Raw genomic sequence first — 17,566 nt, forward strand, 5'->3', positions numbered from 1 at the left:
CTGAAATATCCGGATCAGTTTTCCTTAATCACAATCCGCGCGTTCAAAGGTTGCACAGGGCGGTTGTTGGGGTGGCCGATCATTTTCGCCATCGCCTTAATCTGCCCTGCCCCTGCGCTGACCGGTGTTTCCAACACAATCCAGTTCACCCCTTCGCTGCACGGCGGCGTGGTGAGCGAGCCGTTCAGGCGGAAGTGGCGGCGTTCGGCCGGAAACAGCGCATTGATATCCAACGGTGAGGCCGTTTGAGCCGACTCCCCTTTTTTCAAGCGTTTGGCCAGAATCTGCGCCAGCGCGGGGTTGCTCCGGCCTTCTTTAAACAGCACCGTCAGCACGGCCAGCTCGCCCGTGCTGCTTTGGTGCACGAAATGAGCCTCCATCGGGAAATGGCGGTGGTTGAACGTGTGCTCGCTGGGCGTGTGGAAATGGAACTGCTTCAACTGCATTTTCTTGCCGCCGATATCCAGCGTTTCACCGCCGCCCTCGGGGGTAAGCTGAACCGTATGGCCGTTGTTTTCGATACGAAAACGCGCGGGCTGATAGCGGAAATCTATGCTGTTGCCCGAAACGTGAATGGCATTGGTTAAGTCCACCGGCGACTGGTTTTTGCCCTTGCCGCACATGGCAAACGCTTCGCTCAGCTCGCCCCAATGCGCGGGGCTGCTTTTATCGCCTTCATACGACCAATGCGGATGCGTTTCGGCGGCAGCCAAGCCTGTTGCGAGCGCAAGCAAAATGATAATATATTTATAATTCATTTTATAACCCTATTTATCTATATGAATAGAATCAAATTATAGTTATTTAATATATTATCGTTAATGGAATTTTCTTGACTTCTGTCAAGCTCAGTTCAACTACTTCAGGCTACTTTTCCAATGCCGCCCCCGGGCTTAGCCTAAGCGTCTGCGATTGCCGTCAATGCAAAAATACCCGAGCCAAGCCCGGGTAGGATGTGTTTTGCATTGCCAATACGCAGCGTGGCAGCCGCCGTACAAAACCTTCAAGGCCGAGACCTTTGCAAAAATATTTTCAGGCTGAGACCTTTGCAAAAAAACCAAAACTCCTCTAAATTCTCCTAAAGAATTCAGAGGAGTTTTTTATGAACAGCTTTTTCCACCAACAAGCCCAAATAATGATGAGCAAACATATCGACAGCTACCCGTTGCTCAAAATTAACCAGCTACTCGATTGGCAGCCCATCGAACAACTTCTCAACCGGCAAAAGACCCGTTACATCCGCGACCACCGCGGTCGCCCCGCCTATCCGCTACTGCCCATGCTCAAAGCCGTATTGCTCGGCCAATGGCACAGCCTTTCCGATCCGGAATTGGAACGCTGTTTAGCCACCCGTCTGGATTTCTACTTCTTCTGCGGGTTTGATGAGGTCTCCTTACCTGACCACAGCACCCTCTGCCGTTTCCGCAATTGGCTGGCACAGGATGACACCTTAGCCCGGCTTCTCGAACTGATTAACTGCCAGCTGACCCAAAAAGGCTTAAAAATAGAGAAAGCCCCGGCGGCAGTAATTGACGCCACCATCATCCAAACTGCCGGAGGCAAACAGCGTCAGGCTATCGAAACCGATGAAAACGGCATCACCGCCGAAACCTTGCCCAGCAAAGACAAGGATGCGCGCTGGGTGAAGAAAGAGGGCAAATTCACCTTGGGCTACAAACAACACACCCGCACCGATTCAGAAGGCTATATCGAGAAACTGCACATCACTCCGGCCAACGCCCATGAATGCAACCATTTCGAACCGCTGTTGGACGGCATCGCACCCGGAACAACCGTCTATGCCGATAAAGGGTATGACAGTAAAGCCAACCGGGAACATCTGCAAAGCAAACAGCTATCCGACGGCATTATGCGTAAGGCACACCGGGGCAAACCTTTAACGGAGCATGAGAAACAGCGCAATACGCAGCTGTCGAAAGTGCGTTATGTGGTCGAGCAAACCTTCGGTACGCTGCACCGGAAGTTCGGCTGTAAAAGAGCGCGTTATTTTGGCTTACGGAAAGTGCTGGCGCAAAGCCATTTGAAAGCGGTGTGCCTGAACCTGCTAAAGGCAGCCAACAGGCTTCGTGTGCCTGCTGCTGCCTGAAAAGGCAATGGACACCCCGATAAAGGGGCTAATTGAGGGAAATATGGACGAGAAACACGTCTGAAAATGCAAAAACGGTTACCTTGATTGTTCAGGTAACCGTTTGGATGGAGTAGCTGGTATTTCGCAAAGGTCTCAGGCCGTCTGAAATGCTTAAATCCCGTCATTCCCGCGTAGGCGGGAATGACGGGATTCAGGTTTTTCAGATAGTAATTTGAATTTTGCAAAGGCCTCAGGCCGTCTGAAAGCCCTACAACTCAATGCCTTTGAGTTTGGCAACGGTGTTGATGTCTTTATCGCCGCGGCCGGAAAGGTTGACCAGAATCACTTGATCCTTACCCATTTTCGGCGCGTTTTCCACCGCCCACGCCAGCGCGTGCGAGCTTTCCAATGCAGGGATAATGCCCTCGTATTGGCATAATAAATCAAAGGCCTGCAAGGCGGCGCCGTCATCGGCGGCGGTATATTCCACACGCTTGATGTCCGCCAGATAGCTGTGTTCGGGGCCGATGCCGGGGTAATCCAAACCGGCCGAAACGGAATGCGTGCCCTGCACTTGGCCGTTTTCGTCCTGCATCAGGTAACTGCGGAAGCCGTGCAGCACGCCGGCGGGGGCTTTGCTGGTAATCGGCGCGGCATGGTCGGGCGTGTGCACGCCGTGGCCGCCAGCTTCCACCCCCACCAGGCGCACGCCCGCTTCGCCGATATAAGGATAAAACAGGCCGATGGCATTGGAGCCGCCGCCCACGCAGGCCACCGCCACATCGGGCTGGCGGCCGATGGCTTCCTGCATCTGCTCTTTGGCTTCGTTGCCGATCACGCATTGGAAATCGCGCACCATTTCGGGATAAGGCGCGGGGCCGGCGGCGGTGCCGATGATGTAGAAAGTGTCGTCCACCCGCGCCACCCATTCGCGCATGGCTTCGTTCATGGCATCTTTGAGTGTGCGGCTGCCGCTGTCCACGCCCACCACATTGGCGCCCAACAGCTTCATGCGGAACACGTTGGGGGCTTGGCGGATAATGTCGTCGGCACCCATGTAAACATGGCATTCCATGCCGAAGCGGGCGGCAACAGTGGCGGAAGCCACGCCGTGCTGGCCGGCGCCGGTTTCGGCAATCACGCGTTTTTTGCCCATGTGCTTGGCCAGCAGCGCCTGGCCGATGGTGTTGTTGATTTTGTGCGCACCAGTGTGGTTGAGGTCTTCGCGCTTGAGCCAGATTTGCGCACCGCCGAGTTTTTCAGACAGGCGTTGCGCGTGGTAAACGGGGCTGGGGCGGCCGACGTAATGCTTTAAATCGCGGCGGAATTCATCCCAAAACGCGGGATCGTTTTTGGCTTCTTGATAAGCGGTCGCCAGCTCCTGTAGGGCGGGAATCAGGGTTTCGGAAACGAACACGCCGCCGTGTTCGCCGAAAAAGCCTTGTGAATCGGGGGCTTGGTAGTTCTGCATGAATATTCCTTATGATAGGCGGCGGATAAACTCCGCCATTTTGGCAACGGATTTGATGCCGGCCGCGCTTTCCACGCCGCTGGACACATCAACGGTTTGCGCACCCGTTATTCTAACAGCTTCGGCCACGTTGTCGGGCGTGAGGCCGCCTGAAAGTATCCAATGGCCGTTGAGGTTTTGCGGCAGCATCCGCCAGTCGAAGCTGTGGCCGGTGCCGCCGTATTCGCCTTCGATGTAGGCGTCGAACAGCACGGCGCGGGCGTCGGGATAAGTTTCGAGCGCCGAGATGATGTCGGCGGTGTTTTGCACGCGTACGGCTTTGATGTAGGGGCGCGCAAAACGGCGGCAGAACTCGGGCGGCTCGTCGCCGTGAAACTGGATGATATCTATCGGCACCTGCGCGAGAATTTCTTCGATGCGCGCCGCTTCTTCGTTAACAAACAGCGCCACCACGCCTACAAACGGCGGCAGCGCCCGCACGATGCGCTGCGCCGTTTCTATGCTCACGGCGCGCTTGCTTTTTTCATAAAACACCAGCCCCACCGCGTCGGCGCCCAGTTGGGCGGCGGCGGCGGCGTCTTCGGGGCGGGTGAAACCGCAGATTTTGATACGGGGAGTCATGGTTTTTTCCGGTCGGCTGCAAATTTCGGCTTGAGTGTTTATACAATAGTTCCTTAATATCTGCAAAGTTTCAGACGGCCTTTGCAGTTGTGGTTTTAATCGGGCAAAACCGTGTTAAGCCGCATTGCCATAACCGCCTGATGGCTTTTAAGATAAAAACGGCACAGCACCCTGTGCTGTTTTTTTCAAATTTCAAAGGATAAACCGTTATGAAACATATCAAAGTTTTGCTGCTTTCTGCCGCCATCGCCTTAACCGCCGCCGCGTGCAGCTCGTCTTCAACCGACAGCCCCGCCGTTGACACTACTGCGGGCCAGGTTCAAGACAGCGCACCTGCCGCTACCACCGGCACCGGCACCGACGCGCTGGGCACCATGCAGCAATAACACGGCCGGATCAGGCTGTTTCAGGCCGTCTGAAAACTTTTTCAGACGGCCTGTTCCATACCAAGCGGGCTGCCGCCCGTATCCCGCTTTATTAAAAATCAAAGAAAGGACGATAGCGATGAAATTCAAAGCCCTGTTGCTCTCCGCCGCCACCGCACTGCTGCTGGCCGCCTGTGTCGCACCCCACCACGGCGGCCATGACCGCGGCCCCGAGCGCGAACACAATATGCAGGATCACGGCCACAGCCACGGCGAACACGGCCACGCGCATTAAAACCGCCGCCGTATTTGGGTTGCGCCCGAATACGGAAAAACGGTATCGAAACAGATTGAAGCCTTTGCAAATACCTCAAGGCCGTCTGAAAAGGTTTATGCGGCAATATCTTTTCAGACGGCCTGATTGTTTGTTCAACGGTTATTTAGGCTCGAAACCCTGCGCCTTCACCCAAGCCATCATTTCGGCCTGCACTTCGTCGGCTTCGCCTGCGCTATCGATGCGCACGCCGGCTTCGTCTGCGCCCAATTCTTCGAGAATCGCCATTTGCGAATCGAGCATATCCGCTTTCATATAGTGCCCTTTGCGCGCCATCATGCGCGCGAGGTTCACTTCATACGGCGGGGCGAGGTGGATAAACACCACCCTGCCCTCGGCTTCGCGCAGAATGTCGCGGTATTGGCGTTTGAGCGCCGAGCAGGTAACGATGCTGTAAGGCTTGCCCGCACGCGCCTGCGCGGTCATCCAATCGCGCAGGTTGCGCAGCCACGGGTAGCGGTCTTCGTCGGTGAGCGGAATGCCTGCGCCCATTTTGTCGCGGTTTTCCTGCGTGTGGAACTCGTCGCCCTCGGCATAAGGGCATTGGAAATGCTGTTGCAGGGTAAGGGCGGCGGTGGTTTTGCCGCAGCCGCACACGCCCATCAGCACGAAATGTACGGTATCCATGATATTGCTCCTTTACTTATAAGATGCTGAACGCAAGGGCTGAAAGTGCGAAGCCGATGGCGGCAATCAGGGTTTGGTTAACCGTCCAGGTTTTCAGCGTGGTGGGCACGTCCATATCGAGCAGGCGGCCCACCAGCCAGAAGCCGGAATCGTTGAAATGGCTCACGCCCACGGAACCGGCGGCGGTGGCCAAAACAATGCAGGCGAGCTGCCAGTCGCTGTATCCGGCGGCGGCAACGGCGGGCGCCATCAGCGCGGCGGCGGTGGTTAAGGCAACCGTGGCCGAGCCTTGCGCGATACGCAGCGCCAGCGCCACTAAAAAGCAGCCCAACAGCACGGGAATACCCAAATGGCCCATACTGTCGGCCAATGCCTGGCCGATGCCCGAAGCACGCAATACGCCGCCGAACATACCGCCGGCACCGGTAATCAGAATCACCGAGCAAACGGGGCCGAGCGCGCCGTCAACGGTTTTTTCAAGCGCGCTGGCTTTTGTACCGCGTTTGCGGCCGAGCACAAACATGGCTACCAGCACCGAAATCAGCAGCGCAATGGGGGTGGAGCCGATCATGCGCAGGGTCTGCACCCAGCCTTCATCGGCGCTCACCACTTTTTCGGCAATCAGCGTGGCCAAACCGGTGTTTAAGAAAATCAGCAGCATGGGAATCAGCATGATGCCGATAACCGTGCCGGCTTTGGCCGGCTCTTGCGGCGGGTCGTCGTCTTGTTTGCCGCCGCTCAAAATATCAGGCACGGGCACGGCGAATTTGCGGTCGAGCACTTGGCCCAGCAGGTAGCCGCTGAAATACCAGGTAATCACCGCCAGCGGCAGGCCGAGCAGCAGCACATGGCCGATGTTGGCGCCGTAAAACTCGGAAGCGGCAATCGGGCCGGGGTGCGGCGGCAGGAAAACGTGCATCACCGAAAACGCGCCGATAGAGGCCATGCCGTAAGCCAAAACGTTGGCTTTCATGCGGCGGGCGGTGGCAAACACAATCGGCAGCATCACCACCAAACCGGCATCGAAGAAAATCGGGAAGCCGAAAATCAGCGAAGCCACGCCCAAAGCGAACGGTGCGCGTTTTTCGCCGAAAGTGCGGATCAGCGCATCGGCCAGCGATTGCGCGCCGCCGGAAGTTTCCACCAGGCGCCCGAGCATCGCGCCCAAGCCCACCAATAGCGCCACGCTGCCGAGCGTGCCGCCGAAGTTTTTTACCAGCACATCGTTCACGATGCTGCCCATCGGCAGCCCGGTGGCAATGGCGGTAAGCAGGCTGGCAATCATCAGCGTGAGCAACGCGTGCACGCGGAATTTGATGATTAATATCAAAATCAGCAGGATGGCGCCCGCCGCAATAGCGAGCAGCGTGCCCGTGCTTAAAGTTTGCGTCCAGTTTTCCATGTGAAGCCCTTTTTAGTAGCAGAAATAATGTGTTGAGGTTTGCCGCCATTCTAATACATCATACCGCCGCGCGTATGACTTATATCAAAATAAGCAGTTTACATATCCGCACAAGCCGGCTGGCCCGGTTCGGGCCGTCCGAAACCTTTTGCCAAGCCGAAAAATGCTTTCAGACGGCCTTTGGGCTAAAATAGCGCTTCCCACAGCAAAACACGGCAGATCAACGTGAAAATACTGATACTCGGCAGCGGCCAGGTAGGCTCCACCGTTGCCCAAGAACTGGCCTCGCTGCCCGGCAACGACGTAACCATCATCGACGTTAACGAAACCGCGCTGCAAAACATCGGCAGCAAGCTCGACGTGCAAACCCTGCTGGGCAACGGCGCCTCGCCGTTTATGCTCAAACGCGCGGGCGCGGAAGACGCCGACCTGCTGCTGGCGCTCACCCGCAGCGACGAAACCAACATCGTGGCCTGCAAAATCGCCGCCGACGTGTTCAACATTCCCAGCCGCATCGCCCGCGTGCGCTCCACCGATTATCTCGACTACCTCACCGAAGAAGAGCAAAGCAGCCTCGATATATTCGACATCACCGAGTCGATCAGCCCCGAAGAACTGGTAACCGAACGGCTGGCCGGCCTGCTCAGCTACACCAGCGCCTTGCAGGTTTTGCGCTTTGCCGACGACAAAGCCCGCATGGTGGTGGTGCAGGCACGCAAAGGCGGCTTGCTGGTCGATAAAGAAATCTCCCAAATCAACCAACACCTGCCCGAAGGGGTAGATTGCCAAATCTGCGCCATCTACCGCAACAACCGCCTGATTGTGCCTTCCGCCCAAACCGTGATTATCGAAGGAGACGAAGTGTTTTTTGTGGCCGGCACCGAAAACGTGAAAATCATGATGCGCGAGCTGCGGCCCACCGAGCAGCGCAACCGCCGCATCATGATTGCCGGCGGTGGCAACATCGGCTACCGGCTGGCCAAACAGCTCGAAGGCGATATGGACATCAAAATCATCGAATACAACAAAAGCCGCGCCGACTGGCTGGCCGAACACCTCGACAGCACACTGGTGTTGCTGGGTTCCGCCACCGACGAAACCCTGCTCGAGCAGGAATATATCGACGAAATCGACGTTTTCTGCGCCCTCACCAACGACGACGAAAACAATATCATGTCGAGCCTGCTGGCCAAAAACCTCGGCGCCAAGCGCGTGATCACCATCGTTAACCGCTCAAGCTATGTGGATTTGCTCGAAGGCAACAAAATCGACATCGTGGTGTCGCCGCATCTGGTTACCATCGGCTCGATTCTCGCCCACATCCGCCGCGGCGACGTGGTGGCCGTCCACCCCCTGCGGCGCGGTACGGCCGAAGCCATCGAAGTGGTGGTGCACGGCGACAAACAAACCTCCGCGCTGGTCGGCCGCCGCGTGTCGGAAATCAAATGGCCGCAGGGCTGCCACTTCGCCGCCCTCGTGCGCGGCGACGAAGTGGTGATGGGTCACAAAGAAGACGCGGAAATGGCCGACGGCGACCACATTATTTTCTTCGTGTCGCGCCGCCGCGTATTGCGCGAGCTGGAAAAACTGATTGCGGTGAAAATGGGCTTTTTCGGCTAGTGAATGCAGTCAGCGGCTTTTGCAAAAAGCCGTTTTAATCCTGAATTTATTTATATTTCAGGCCGTCTGAAAAGTTTGTTTGGATACAAACCTTTCAGACGACCTGAAACATTTGCCAAGGTCCCGGCCTATAAGATGGCCCGTCGGCAGACCAACACCGCTACACCGCAAACTCCGCCCACACCGGCGCATGGTCGCTGGGGCGTTCCTGCGCGCGCGCCTCAGAATCCACCTGCACGGTTTGCAGCGCATCACGCAATGCCGGCGTAACCAAAATATGGTCGATGCGCAAACCCTGTTTGCGTTGGAACATCGCGCCGCGGTAATCCCACCAAGTGTAATACGCGCCCTCGGGGTGGAGGTGGCGCAGGCTGTCGGTTAAGCCCAAATCGAGCAGGTTGCCAAACCACGAACGCTCTGCGCTGGTGCAGTGGATTTTTTCATGCCATTTTTCAGGGTCGTAGCAGTCGGCATCGGCGGGCGCGATGTTGAAATCGCCCAGCAGCACCACTTTTTCGTAACGCCCTATTTCGCCGCGCACAAACTCGGCCAGCGCGGCAAACCATTGCCGTTTGTATTCGAATTTCGGGCTGTCGGGCGCTTCGCCGTTCACGCAATACACATTAATCACGCGCACGCCGCCGACGGTGGCGGCAATCACGCGCCGCTGCGGGTCGTCGGGCAGCGCGGGCAGGCCGGTATGCACGTCCTGCGGTTCGGCCCTGCTGATAATGGCCACGCCGTTATAGGTTTTCTGGCCGCTCCACACGGTGTGCCAGCCGCCCATCTGAAAAACGGCGGCGGGGTATTTGTCTTGGTCGAGCTTCAGCTCCTGCAACACCAGCACATCGGGTTGGTGTCGTTGCAGCCAGTCTTGCACCTGCGGCAGGCGTACGTTGAGGGAATTGACGTTCCAAGTAGCGATTTTCATAAACAGCCCCGGTTAATATTCAGGCCGCCGATTGTGCCACACTTCGTTTTTCCCTGCACGGCTGCCGAAACAAAGCCCGCCGAAAGGGCGGGCGTTTTTCAGACGGCCTCGAAAAACCGTTTATTCTTTGTCGGCGCTTTTTTGCGGTTTGGCACCGAACGCGAGCAAAGTATCCAACACCGCCGATGCCTGCTGCGACACCAGCCGGTATTGCAGCAGGCGGTGGTAGCGCGTGTAATCAACCAACCCCTCGGCTCGCAGCCGCGTCAGATGCTTCGACACCACGGTCGGCTGCAACGCCAATATGCCCGCCAGCTCGTCGATGCTGCGCTCGCTCTCTTGCAGCAGCGCCATAATCGCCAGCCGCTCGGGGTTGCCCATCAGCTTGAGCAAAACGGCGTTGCGTTTCAGTTCGGGGGTAACAGCATTCATAGCAATAACCGTAATAAACGTCACGCCCCATTCTATAACAACTCTTTGCGGCAAAACTTAACGGCGGGGCGGATTTATGGCCCTAAACCTGTCGAATACCTTTAAAAACCACACTCCAATAAAACATATCGTTATCATTTTTGAAGTATATTTTTTAAAATTATGATGATTTCCATATCAGGCCGTTCGGCTTAATTTATCCCGCCGCCTCGAAAAAGGCTTTAATATTGCAGCCTTGCCGCCATATAAGGCCGTCTGAAACCGCATTTTTTAGAGGAACCGCATGAGCAACGTATTATTGAACCTGGCCGACGAACCGCGCTACAACGAAATCCAAACCGGCGACATCCGCCCCGCCCTCGAAACCGCCATGAGCGAAGCACGCGCCGAAATTGCCGGCATCAAGGCGCAAAGCGGCGCCACATGGGAAAACACGGTGGAGCGCCTCACAGACATCACCGAGCGCGTCGGCCGCATCTGGGGCGTGGTGGCGCACCTCAATTCGGTGGTCGACACCCCCGAGCTGCGCGCCGTGTATAACGAACTGATGCCTGAAGTTACCGTGTTTTTCACCGAAATCGGCCAAGACATCGAACTTTTCGAGCGCTTCAAAGCCATTAAAAACTCGCCCGAGTTCGCCAAACTCGATGCCGCCCGCCAAACCAAACTCAACCACGATTTGCGCGACTTCGTGCTCAGCGGCGCCGAGCTGCCGCCCGAACAACAGGCCGAATTTGCCGCGCTGCAAACCGAAAGCGCGCAACTGGGCGCACAATTCTCGCAAAACGTGCTCGATGCCACCGATGCGTTCGCCCTTTATTTTGAAGACAGCAGCGAACTTTCAGGTTTGCCTGAAGATTCGCTGGCCCTGTTTGCCGCCGCAGCCCAAGCCGAAGGCAAAACAGGCTACAAAATCGGCCTGCAAATGCCGCACTACATCGCCGTGATGCAGTATGCCGGCAACCGCAGCCTGCGCGAACAGATTTACCGTGCCTACGTTACCCGCGCCAGCGAATTGAGCGATGAGGGCAAGTTCGACAACACCGCCAATATCAACCGCCGTTTGGAAATCGCCCTGCAAGAAGCGCAACTGCTGGGCTTCAATAATTTCGCCGAACTGTCGCTGTTCACCAAAATGGCCGATACGCCCGAACAGGTGCTCGGTTTTCTGCACGATTTGGCCGCACGCGCCAAACCGTTTGCCGAAAAAGATTTGGCCGAAGTGCAGGCGTTCGCCCGCGACAGCCTCGGCATCGCCGACCCGCAGGCATGGGATCTGACCTATGCCGGCGAAAAACTGCGCGAAGCCAAATACGCCTTCAGCGAAACCGAAGTGAAAAAATACTTTCCCGCCGGCAAAGTGCTCGCCGGGCTGTTTGCCCAAGTCAACCGCCTTTACGGCGTGAACTTCATCGAAAAAACCGTGCCCGTTTGGCACCCCGACGTACGCTATTTCGAACTGGAAAAAGGCGGCTCGATTATCGGCGGCGTGTATATGGATTTATACGCCCGCGAAGGCAAGCGCGGCGGCGCATGGATGAACGACTACCGCGGCCGCCGCCGTTTCGTGTCGGGCAGCCGCATCGGCCAAACGCAGACGCCGGTTGCCTATCTGGTGTGCAACTTCACCCCGCCCGTGGGCGGCAAAGAATCGCGCCTGAGCCACGACGAAATCATCACCCTTTTCCACGAAACCGGCCACGGCCTGCACCATCTGCTCACGCAGGTTGACGAGCTGGGCGTTGCGGGCATCAACGGTGTGGAATGGGACGCCGTGGAGCTGCCCAGCCAGTTTATGGAAAACTTCACCTGGGAATACGACGTGCTGGCCGAAATGTCGTCGCACGAAGACAACGGCGCCGCCCTGCCGCGCGAACTGTTCGACAAAATGGTGGCCGCCAAAAACTTCCAGCGCGGTATGTTTTTGGTGCGCCAGATGGAATTCGCCCTGTTCGACATGCTGATTTACAGCCAAAACGACAAAGGCCGTCTGAAAGAATGGCCGCAGGTTTTGAAAAACGTGCGCAAAGAAGTGGCCGTGGTGCAGCCGCCCGCCTACAACCGTTTCGCCCTGAGTTTCGGCCACATCTTCGCCGGCGGCTACGCCGCAGGCTACTACAGCTACGCTTGGGCGGAAGTGCTGTCGGCCGACGCTTACGCCGCCTTTGAAGAAAGCGGCGACATCAAAGCCACCGGCAAGCGTTTCTGGATGGAAATCCTCGCCGTAGGCGGCTCGCGCAGCGCGATGGAGTCGTTCAAAGCCTTCCGCGGCCGCGAACCGCAAATCGACGCGCTGCTGCGCCACAGCGGCTTCGATGTGGAAGCGGCTTAGAGCGGTTTTGGCAATCCTGCCTTATCGATAAGCCATCAGGCAGGCCGTCTGAAAAGTTTTTCAGACGGCCTGATGGCTTAAATCAATGCCCTTCTATCACGGCCCTTCCCGCCCCAGTTTTTTAAACTCCCAAACCGAGCCGTCGGCATGGAAACTCAAATAATACTGTTCGCCCACTGCTTCGATGGTTGCTGTGTGCCAGAAGCGTTTGCGCTCTTTGTCGAGCAGCACATACGAAACAAAATAAGGCTCGGTAACCACGGCGTTCATTGAGCGCGCCTTTTGCGACCACGCCGCCGCCACGGCCGCCGCATCGGCGAACCTTACCCGCGAGAGCGGGGTGAGCTTTTTCGGAATATCCAAACCTTCGGGCGGAATGCGCAGGGTGTCGGTGTAGCGCCAACGGCCTTGGTCGTAAACATAGTGGTCGATTTTTTCAGGGCGGTCGGGGTTTTGTATATCCGCCTCGATGCGCGGGCGCACGCCGTCGAAAAAATCGATATTGTCGAACACGTTAACCGCTTTGCCGCGGAAAGGCGGCAGGTTTTTCAGCGCATCTTGCGCCGCCTGCAAAGCGGCGGCGTCTTCCAACAGATTGCCGCGGTAACTTGCCACAGTTTCCGCCGAAGCGGCCGCGGCAGGCGGCGCGGCCGCCATCGCCACGGCTTCGTTGGGGCCGCAGGCGCAAAGCAGCAGCGTGCTTGAACATAAAGCCAACAGCGGCAGTTTGAGGCGGGTGTGCATAAAATCGACAGGAAAAATCTGGAAAACCGCATTATATAGCGGATTGGCTGCCCAGGCGCTTTGCAAAACCCGTTCCAGCTTCTAACACATCCGCGTTCTACTCAAAACTTTCGCCATATTCAAAAACGCCCGTCATACTCGGGCTGGCCCGGGTATCTTTTTTGCATCTGTAAAAATAGCAGATACTCGGGTCAGACCCGAGTATGACGAACCCTGTGTTTTTAAATCAATCCGCTATCAAAATCCGACTGTTCCGGCCAAAAGCATCTGAGCCGTCTGAAAAACATTTCAGACGGCCTTTGCCTGCGCCGCAGCCCGCTCCCCCGCCGAAACCCATGACGGCGCGCCGGCGTTTCGGTATATTTCGGCCTTAGCGTTATTTTTATGGTGTTGCAATGGAAACTTCCCGTCCTTTAATCCGCGTGGTGGCCGGTGTCGTGCTCGACAGGCAGGGCCGCTATCTGCTCAGTTCGCGCCCCGAAGGCAAGCCTTATGCGGGCTATTGGGAATTTGCGGGCGGCAAGGTCGAAGCGGGCGAAAGCGAGTTTGCCGCCTTGCGGCGCGAATTTGAAGAAGAGCTGGGCATCCATATCGAAACCGCAAGGCCGTGGCTGACGAAAATCCACGACTACGAACACGCACGGGTTCATCTGCGCTTCTGGCGGGTGGAGGCCGGCGGCTGGTCGGGCGAGATTCAGGCACGCGAGGGGCAGAAATGGTCGTGGCAGCGGGCGGGCGACTTTACCGTGTCGCCCATGCTGCCCGCCAACGGCGATCTGCTGGCCGCCCTTGCCGTGCCGACGCAGCTTGCAGGCCGTCTGAAAACCGGCTTTTACGGCGAAAACGGCATGGGCGGCTACCGTGTGGTGCCGTTTGCGCTGGCCGAACCGCAACACGCCAATGTGTTAATCGGCGAACCCGAACTGCGCGCGCGCGGGAAAATGCCCGCCGCGCAAAGCGTGTGGGTGGTGATTGACAAAGCAGAACAATGGCCGCTCATTCAGGATGCCGATGTGGCGGTATGGCGGGTGCCAAACCGCGAAGCCGCCGAAGCGGTGTGCGCGGTGCTTGAAAACGGCGTGTCGCTGCCTTTGGTGGTGCTGGCTGACGAAAGCACGTTGGCTGCCTACCGCCGCCGCTGGCTCGAAAAAGGCGCCCATGCGGTGATTGCCGACGATGAAACCGAATTTGCCTGAGGCCGTCTGAAAAATGTTAAATCTCAACCGTAAACAAGCCATTTTGGCGGGTGTGTTGCTGTTGGTGTTTGCCGCCGTGAAAGTAGCGGCGCTGCTGTGGTGGCAAAGCCGGCAGCCCGAAAACACGCCCGTGCGCGAATCCGCCTGCAACGTGCACACAGGCTGCAAGCTGCCCAACGGGGCGGAAGTGAAATTCAGCAGCCGCGTGGCCGCCAACGAGCCGTTCGATATCATCCTGCGCAACGTGCCGCCGCAAACGGCCGAAGTGTTTGTGAGCTTTTCGATGCGCGATATGGACATGGGCTTCAACCGCTACAAGTTGCTGCGCCAAGCCGACGGCTCATGGGCGGCACTGCAAATCCGCCTGCCCGTGTGCGTGCAGAACCGCCATGACTATCTGGCCGACATCCATATCGGCGGCGAAGTGTTCCAAGTGGGTTTTACGGCAGAGTAAAATCAAACATGCTGTCTGAATTTCAAACCATGCCCGAAGCATTCCACCTTTTGCAGCATAATATTGTATAATTTCGCCTTTTCCGCGCCGGAACGCCCCAGCTTTCCGCCCGAACCGCATTTTTGCCGCCTGCCCGCTTTTTTCAGACGGCCCGACCACGCAATACACTATGGCTAACAAATCCCCGAAAACCCCCGAAAAAACCACCGCCAAGCCGCGCGCGCAAACCGCTGCCAAAGCAGGCGGCAGGCCGTCTGAAACCAAGCTGCCGCGCCGCCCCAAAGGCGTAACGCCCAACAACGCCAAGCGCAACCGCCCGCCGCACGTCGCCAACCTGATTAACGACACCCTGTGGCTGTTCGCCCTTTTGGTTACCGTTTACGCCGCGCTGTCGCTGGCCAGCTTCACCATGGACGACCCCGCCTGGTCGCGCAGCGTGCCCGCTTCCGACGAAGTGCATAATCTCGGCGGCCTGTTCGGCGCTTATCTGGCCGATATCGGCTACTACCTGTTCGGCCTGTCGTTTTGGTGGCTGGTGATTGCCGGCTGCGTGTGGCTGTATAAAAACTTCCGTCCCCTCAAAACGCCCGACAGCAAACCCTACAACCACAGAATCGCCGCCGCCGCGCTGGGCATTCTGCTGCTGTGCAGCCCGATTCTGGAAGTGTTCGCCTTCAAACCGCAGCTGGCCGACGCCCTGCCCGTCGGCGCGGGCGGCCTAATCGGTTCGTTTGCCGCCTCGGGCCTGAGCTGGCTGCTGGGCACTTCGGGCAGCCTGCTGATTATGCTGGTGGTGGTGTTGCTCGCCCTGTCGCTGCTGGCACAAGTGTCGTGGCTCGACGTGCTCGAAAAAACCGGCGCCAAACTCGAGTGGATGTGGCTGAAACTGGTGCGCAAAGAAGACAAATACGTGCGCGACCTGCCCGATGCCAAAACCACGCGCCGCATGGTGCGCGACGCCAAAAACATCACCGCCGAACCGGTAGAGCAGATCGAAGGCACCAGCAGCAACCGCAAAGTGGCCATCGCACCACCGCCCGCCCCCGTTCAGACGGCCTTGTTCGACAGCAAAGGCGAAGCCGCCGAACCGCCGCCCGCAGGCGAATACACCAAACCCTCGTTGCATCTGCTGCGCCTGCCGCAGGGCGAACCGCCCACCATCAACCCCGACAAACTGCAACAAACCGCCGAACGCATCGAAGCCAAGCTGGCCGAATTCGGCATCGGCGCACAAGTGGTTTCCGCCACTTCCGGCCCCGTTATCACGCGCTTTGAAATCGAACCCGCGCAAGGCGTGAAAGGCAGCCAGATTGTCAACCTTTCCAAAGACTTGGCCCGTTCGATGTCGTTGCAGGCCGTGCGCATCGTCGAAACCATCGCCGGCAAAAACACCATGGGCATCGAGCTGCCCAACGAGCGCCGCCAAGACGTCATGCTGAGCGAAATCCTCTCTTCGCCCGTGTTCACCGACGCCAAATCCAAACTCACCGTTGCGCTGGGCAAAGACATCGCCGGCATTCCCGTGGTGGGCGATTTGGCGAAAATGCCGCACCTGTTGGTGGGCGGCATGACCGGCTCGGGCAAATCGGTGGGCGTGAACGCCATGATTCTGTCGATACTCTTCAAAGCCACGCCCGACGAAGTGCGCTTTATCATGATCGACCCCAAAATGCTCGAGCTGAGCATCTACGAAGGCATCCCCCACCTGCTCTGCCCCGTGGTAACCGATATGCGCGAAGCCGGCCAGGCGCTCAACTGGTGCGTGGCCGAAATGGAAAAACGCTACCGCCTGCTCTCCCACGCCGGCGTGCGCAACATCGAGGGTTTCAACAAAAAAGTGGCCGAAGCCAAAGCGGCAGGCAAACCGCTGCTCAACCCCTTCAGCCTCAACCCCGACCACCCCGAGCCGCTCGAAAACCTGCCCATGATTGTGGTGGTGATCGACGAGCTGGCCGACCTGATGATGACCGAGCGCAAATCCGTCGAGCAGCAAATCGCCCGCCTCGCCCAAAAAGCCCGCGCGGCCGGCATCCATATGATTGTCGCCACCCAGCGCCCCAGCGTCGATGTGGTTACCGGCCTGATTAAAGCCAACATCCCCACCCGCATGGCCTTCACCGTGCAAAGCAAAATCGACAGCCGCACCATTCTCGACCAAATGGGCGCCGACGAACTGCTCAAATACGGCGATTCGCTGTTCCTGCAACCGGGCAACGCCGAGCCTACCCGCCTGCAAGGCGCATTTGTGTCGGACGACGAAGTGCACCAAATCGTCGGCCACGTCAAACGCCAGGCTCCGGCAAACTATGTCGAAGGGCTGCTCAGCGGCGAAGCCGCGCTGGAAACCACCAATATCGTCAACCCCAACGCCAACAGCGACGAACTCTTCGACCAAGCCGTCGCCTTCGTGCTGGAAACCCGCAAAACCTCGATTTCGTCGCTGCAACGCCAACTGCGCGTGGGCTACAACCGCGCCGCCAACCTGATGCAGGCGCTGGAAGATGCCGGCATCGTTTCCCCTGCCGACGTGGGCGGTAGCCGTAAGATTTTGGCGCAGAAAGATAATCTTTAAGGTTTTGATCGGATTCGGGTATAACAAGGCCGTCTGAAAAACAGTTTTCAGACGGCCTCAAACTTTATGCAACCTGAGACCTTTGCAAAATTCAAATTGCTATCTAAAAATCCGAACTCCGTCATTATAGTGGATTAAAATAAGAATGCCGAAGTAGGGTAAAACGATTCTTTAGCATATCGCCCAATTGCAAGTTTGAATGCAGTTATTTCATTTCGGAGTTTTTATTTGAATTCACTATAGCTTCGCAAGTCCGCTGCGCTCCCCCCGCGTAGGCGGGAATCCAGACGCTTGGCATCCAAGTATTTGTTTAATCAATGCTTCAATATTATTTCCATCTGGATTCCCGCCTACGCGGGGGGAGCGCAGCGGACTT

Annotated in this window: 16 protein-coding genes; 8 read left to right on the forward strand and 8 right to left on the reverse strand. The window is 57.4% G+C overall.

Annotation, left to right across the window (positions count from 1 at the left end; genetic code table 11):
* Window positions 1-14: 14 nt before the first annotated feature.
* Window positions 15-758, reverse strand: coding sequence for a carbonic anhydrase (locus H3L92_RS08255; protein WP_085367049.1), 744 nt, complete (start codon window positions 756-758; stop codon window positions 15-17).
* A gap of 344 nt (window positions 759-1,102) precedes the next feature.
* On the opposite strand from H3L92_RS08255, the gene H3L92_RS08260 reads away from it, so the two are divergent.
* Complete coding sequence (locus H3L92_RS08260; protein ID WP_174222525.1) at window positions 1,103-2,107, forward strand: IS5 family transposase; 1,005 nt, start codon at window positions 1,103-1,105, stop codon at window positions 2,105-2,107.
* A 250-nt stretch (window positions 2,108-2,357) separates the two neighbouring features.
* On the opposite strand, the gene trpB is transcribed toward H3L92_RS08260, so the two are convergent.
* A complete protein-coding gene (gene trpB, locus H3L92_RS08265) occupies window positions 2,358-3,560 on the reverse strand; it encodes a tryptophan synthase subunit beta (protein ID WP_085365155.1) in 1,203 nt (400 codons plus the stop codon).
* Window positions 3,561-3,569: 9 nt separating this feature from the next.
* Window positions 3,570-4,181: a phosphoribosylanthranilate isomerase gene (locus H3L92_RS08270; protein ID WP_085365156.1), complete on the reverse strand. Its 612-nt coding sequence runs from the start codon at window positions 4,179-4,181 to the stop codon at window positions 3,570-3,572.
* A gap of 209 nt (window positions 4,182-4,390) precedes the next feature.
* Between H3L92_RS08270 and H3L92_RS08275 the strand changes: the two genes are divergently transcribed.
* Window positions 4,391-4,567: a hypothetical protein gene (locus H3L92_RS08275; RefSeq protein WP_158088139.1), complete on the forward strand. Its 177-nt coding sequence runs from the start codon at window positions 4,391-4,393 to the stop codon at window positions 4,565-4,567.
* A gap of 118 nt (window positions 4,568-4,685) precedes the next feature.
* Window positions 4,686-4,841: a hypothetical protein gene (locus H3L92_RS08280; RefSeq protein WP_158088140.1), complete on the forward strand. Its 156-nt coding sequence runs from the start codon at window positions 4,686-4,688 to the stop codon at window positions 4,839-4,841.
* Window positions 4,842-4,982: 141 nt separating this feature from the next.
* Here the strand turns inward: H3L92_RS08280 and H3L92_RS08285 are convergent, their stop codons facing one another.
* Window positions 4,983-5,507, reverse strand: a complete 525-nt coding sequence (locus tag H3L92_RS08285; RefSeq protein ID WP_085365157.1) for a gluconokinase, GntK/IdnK-type — start codon at window positions 5,505-5,507, stop codon at window positions 4,983-4,985.
* A gap of 16 nt (window positions 5,508-5,523) precedes the next feature.
* Complete coding sequence (locus tag H3L92_RS08290; RefSeq protein ID WP_085365158.1) at window positions 5,524-6,909, reverse strand: GntP family permease; 1,386 nt, start codon at window positions 6,907-6,909, stop codon at window positions 5,524-5,526.
* Window positions 6,910-7,134: 225 nt separating this feature from the next.
* On the opposite strand from H3L92_RS08290, the gene trkA reads away from it, so the two are divergent.
* On the forward strand, window positions 7,135-8,529 hold the full coding sequence (trkA, locus tag H3L92_RS08295) for a Trk system potassium transporter TrkA (protein WP_085365159.1): 1,395 nt from the start codon (window positions 7,135-7,137) through the stop codon (window positions 8,527-8,529).
* 160 nt (window positions 8,530-8,689) lie between these two features.
* Here the strand turns inward: trkA and xth are convergent, their stop codons facing one another.
* Window positions 8,690-9,460 carry an exodeoxyribonuclease III gene (gene xth, locus H3L92_RS08300; RefSeq protein WP_085365160.1) on the reverse strand — a complete coding sequence of 257 codons (771 nt, stop codon included), beginning with the start codon at window positions 9,458-9,460 and terminating at the stop codon, window positions 8,690-8,692.
* Window positions 9,461-9,580: 120 nt separating this feature from the next.
* Window positions 9,581-9,892, reverse strand: a complete 312-nt coding sequence (locus tag H3L92_RS08305) for an ArsR/SmtB family transcription factor (RefSeq protein ID WP_085365161.1) — start codon at window positions 9,890-9,892, stop codon at window positions 9,581-9,583.
* A gap of 283 nt (window positions 9,893-10,175) precedes the next feature.
* On the opposite strand from H3L92_RS08305, the gene H3L92_RS08310 reads away from it, so the two are divergent.
* Complete coding sequence (locus H3L92_RS08310; protein ID WP_085365162.1) at window positions 10,176-12,224, forward strand: M3 family metallopeptidase; 2,049 nt, start codon at window positions 10,176-10,178, stop codon at window positions 12,222-12,224.
* Window positions 12,225-12,320: 96 nt separating this feature from the next.
* On the opposite strand, the gene H3L92_RS08315 is transcribed toward H3L92_RS08310, so the two are convergent.
* Window positions 12,321-12,968, reverse strand: coding sequence for a hypothetical protein (locus H3L92_RS08315; protein WP_147286726.1), 648 nt, complete (start codon window positions 12,966-12,968; stop codon window positions 12,321-12,323).
* A 395-nt stretch (window positions 12,969-13,363) separates the two neighbouring features.
* Here H3L92_RS08315 and H3L92_RS08320 point away from each other — a divergent pair, with 395 nt between their 5' ends.
* The 3 genes from H3L92_RS08320 (at window position 13,364) to H3L92_RS08330 (ending at window position 17,190) form a co-directional block, all read left to right on the forward strand.
* Window positions 13,364-14,164: an NUDIX domain-containing protein gene (locus H3L92_RS08320; RefSeq protein WP_085365164.1), complete on the forward strand. Its 801-nt coding sequence runs from the start codon at window positions 13,364-13,366 to the stop codon at window positions 14,162-14,164.
* A 13-nt stretch (window positions 14,165-14,177) separates the two neighbouring features.
* Window positions 14,178-14,618, forward strand: a complete 441-nt coding sequence (locus H3L92_RS08325) for a hypothetical protein (RefSeq protein ID WP_085365165.1) — start codon at window positions 14,178-14,180, stop codon at window positions 14,616-14,618.
* A 169-nt stretch (window positions 14,619-14,787) separates the two neighbouring features.
* Window positions 14,788-17,190, forward strand: a complete 2,403-nt coding sequence (locus tag H3L92_RS08330; RefSeq protein ID WP_085365166.1) for a DNA translocase FtsK — start codon at window positions 14,788-14,790, stop codon at window positions 17,188-17,190.
* Window positions 17,191-17,566 lie beyond the last annotated feature (376 nt).

This window comes from Neisseria dentiae, from assembly GCF_014055005.1.
Classification (GTDB): domain Bacteria; phylum Pseudomonadota; class Gammaproteobacteria; order Burkholderiales; family Neisseriaceae; genus Neisseria; species Neisseria dentiae.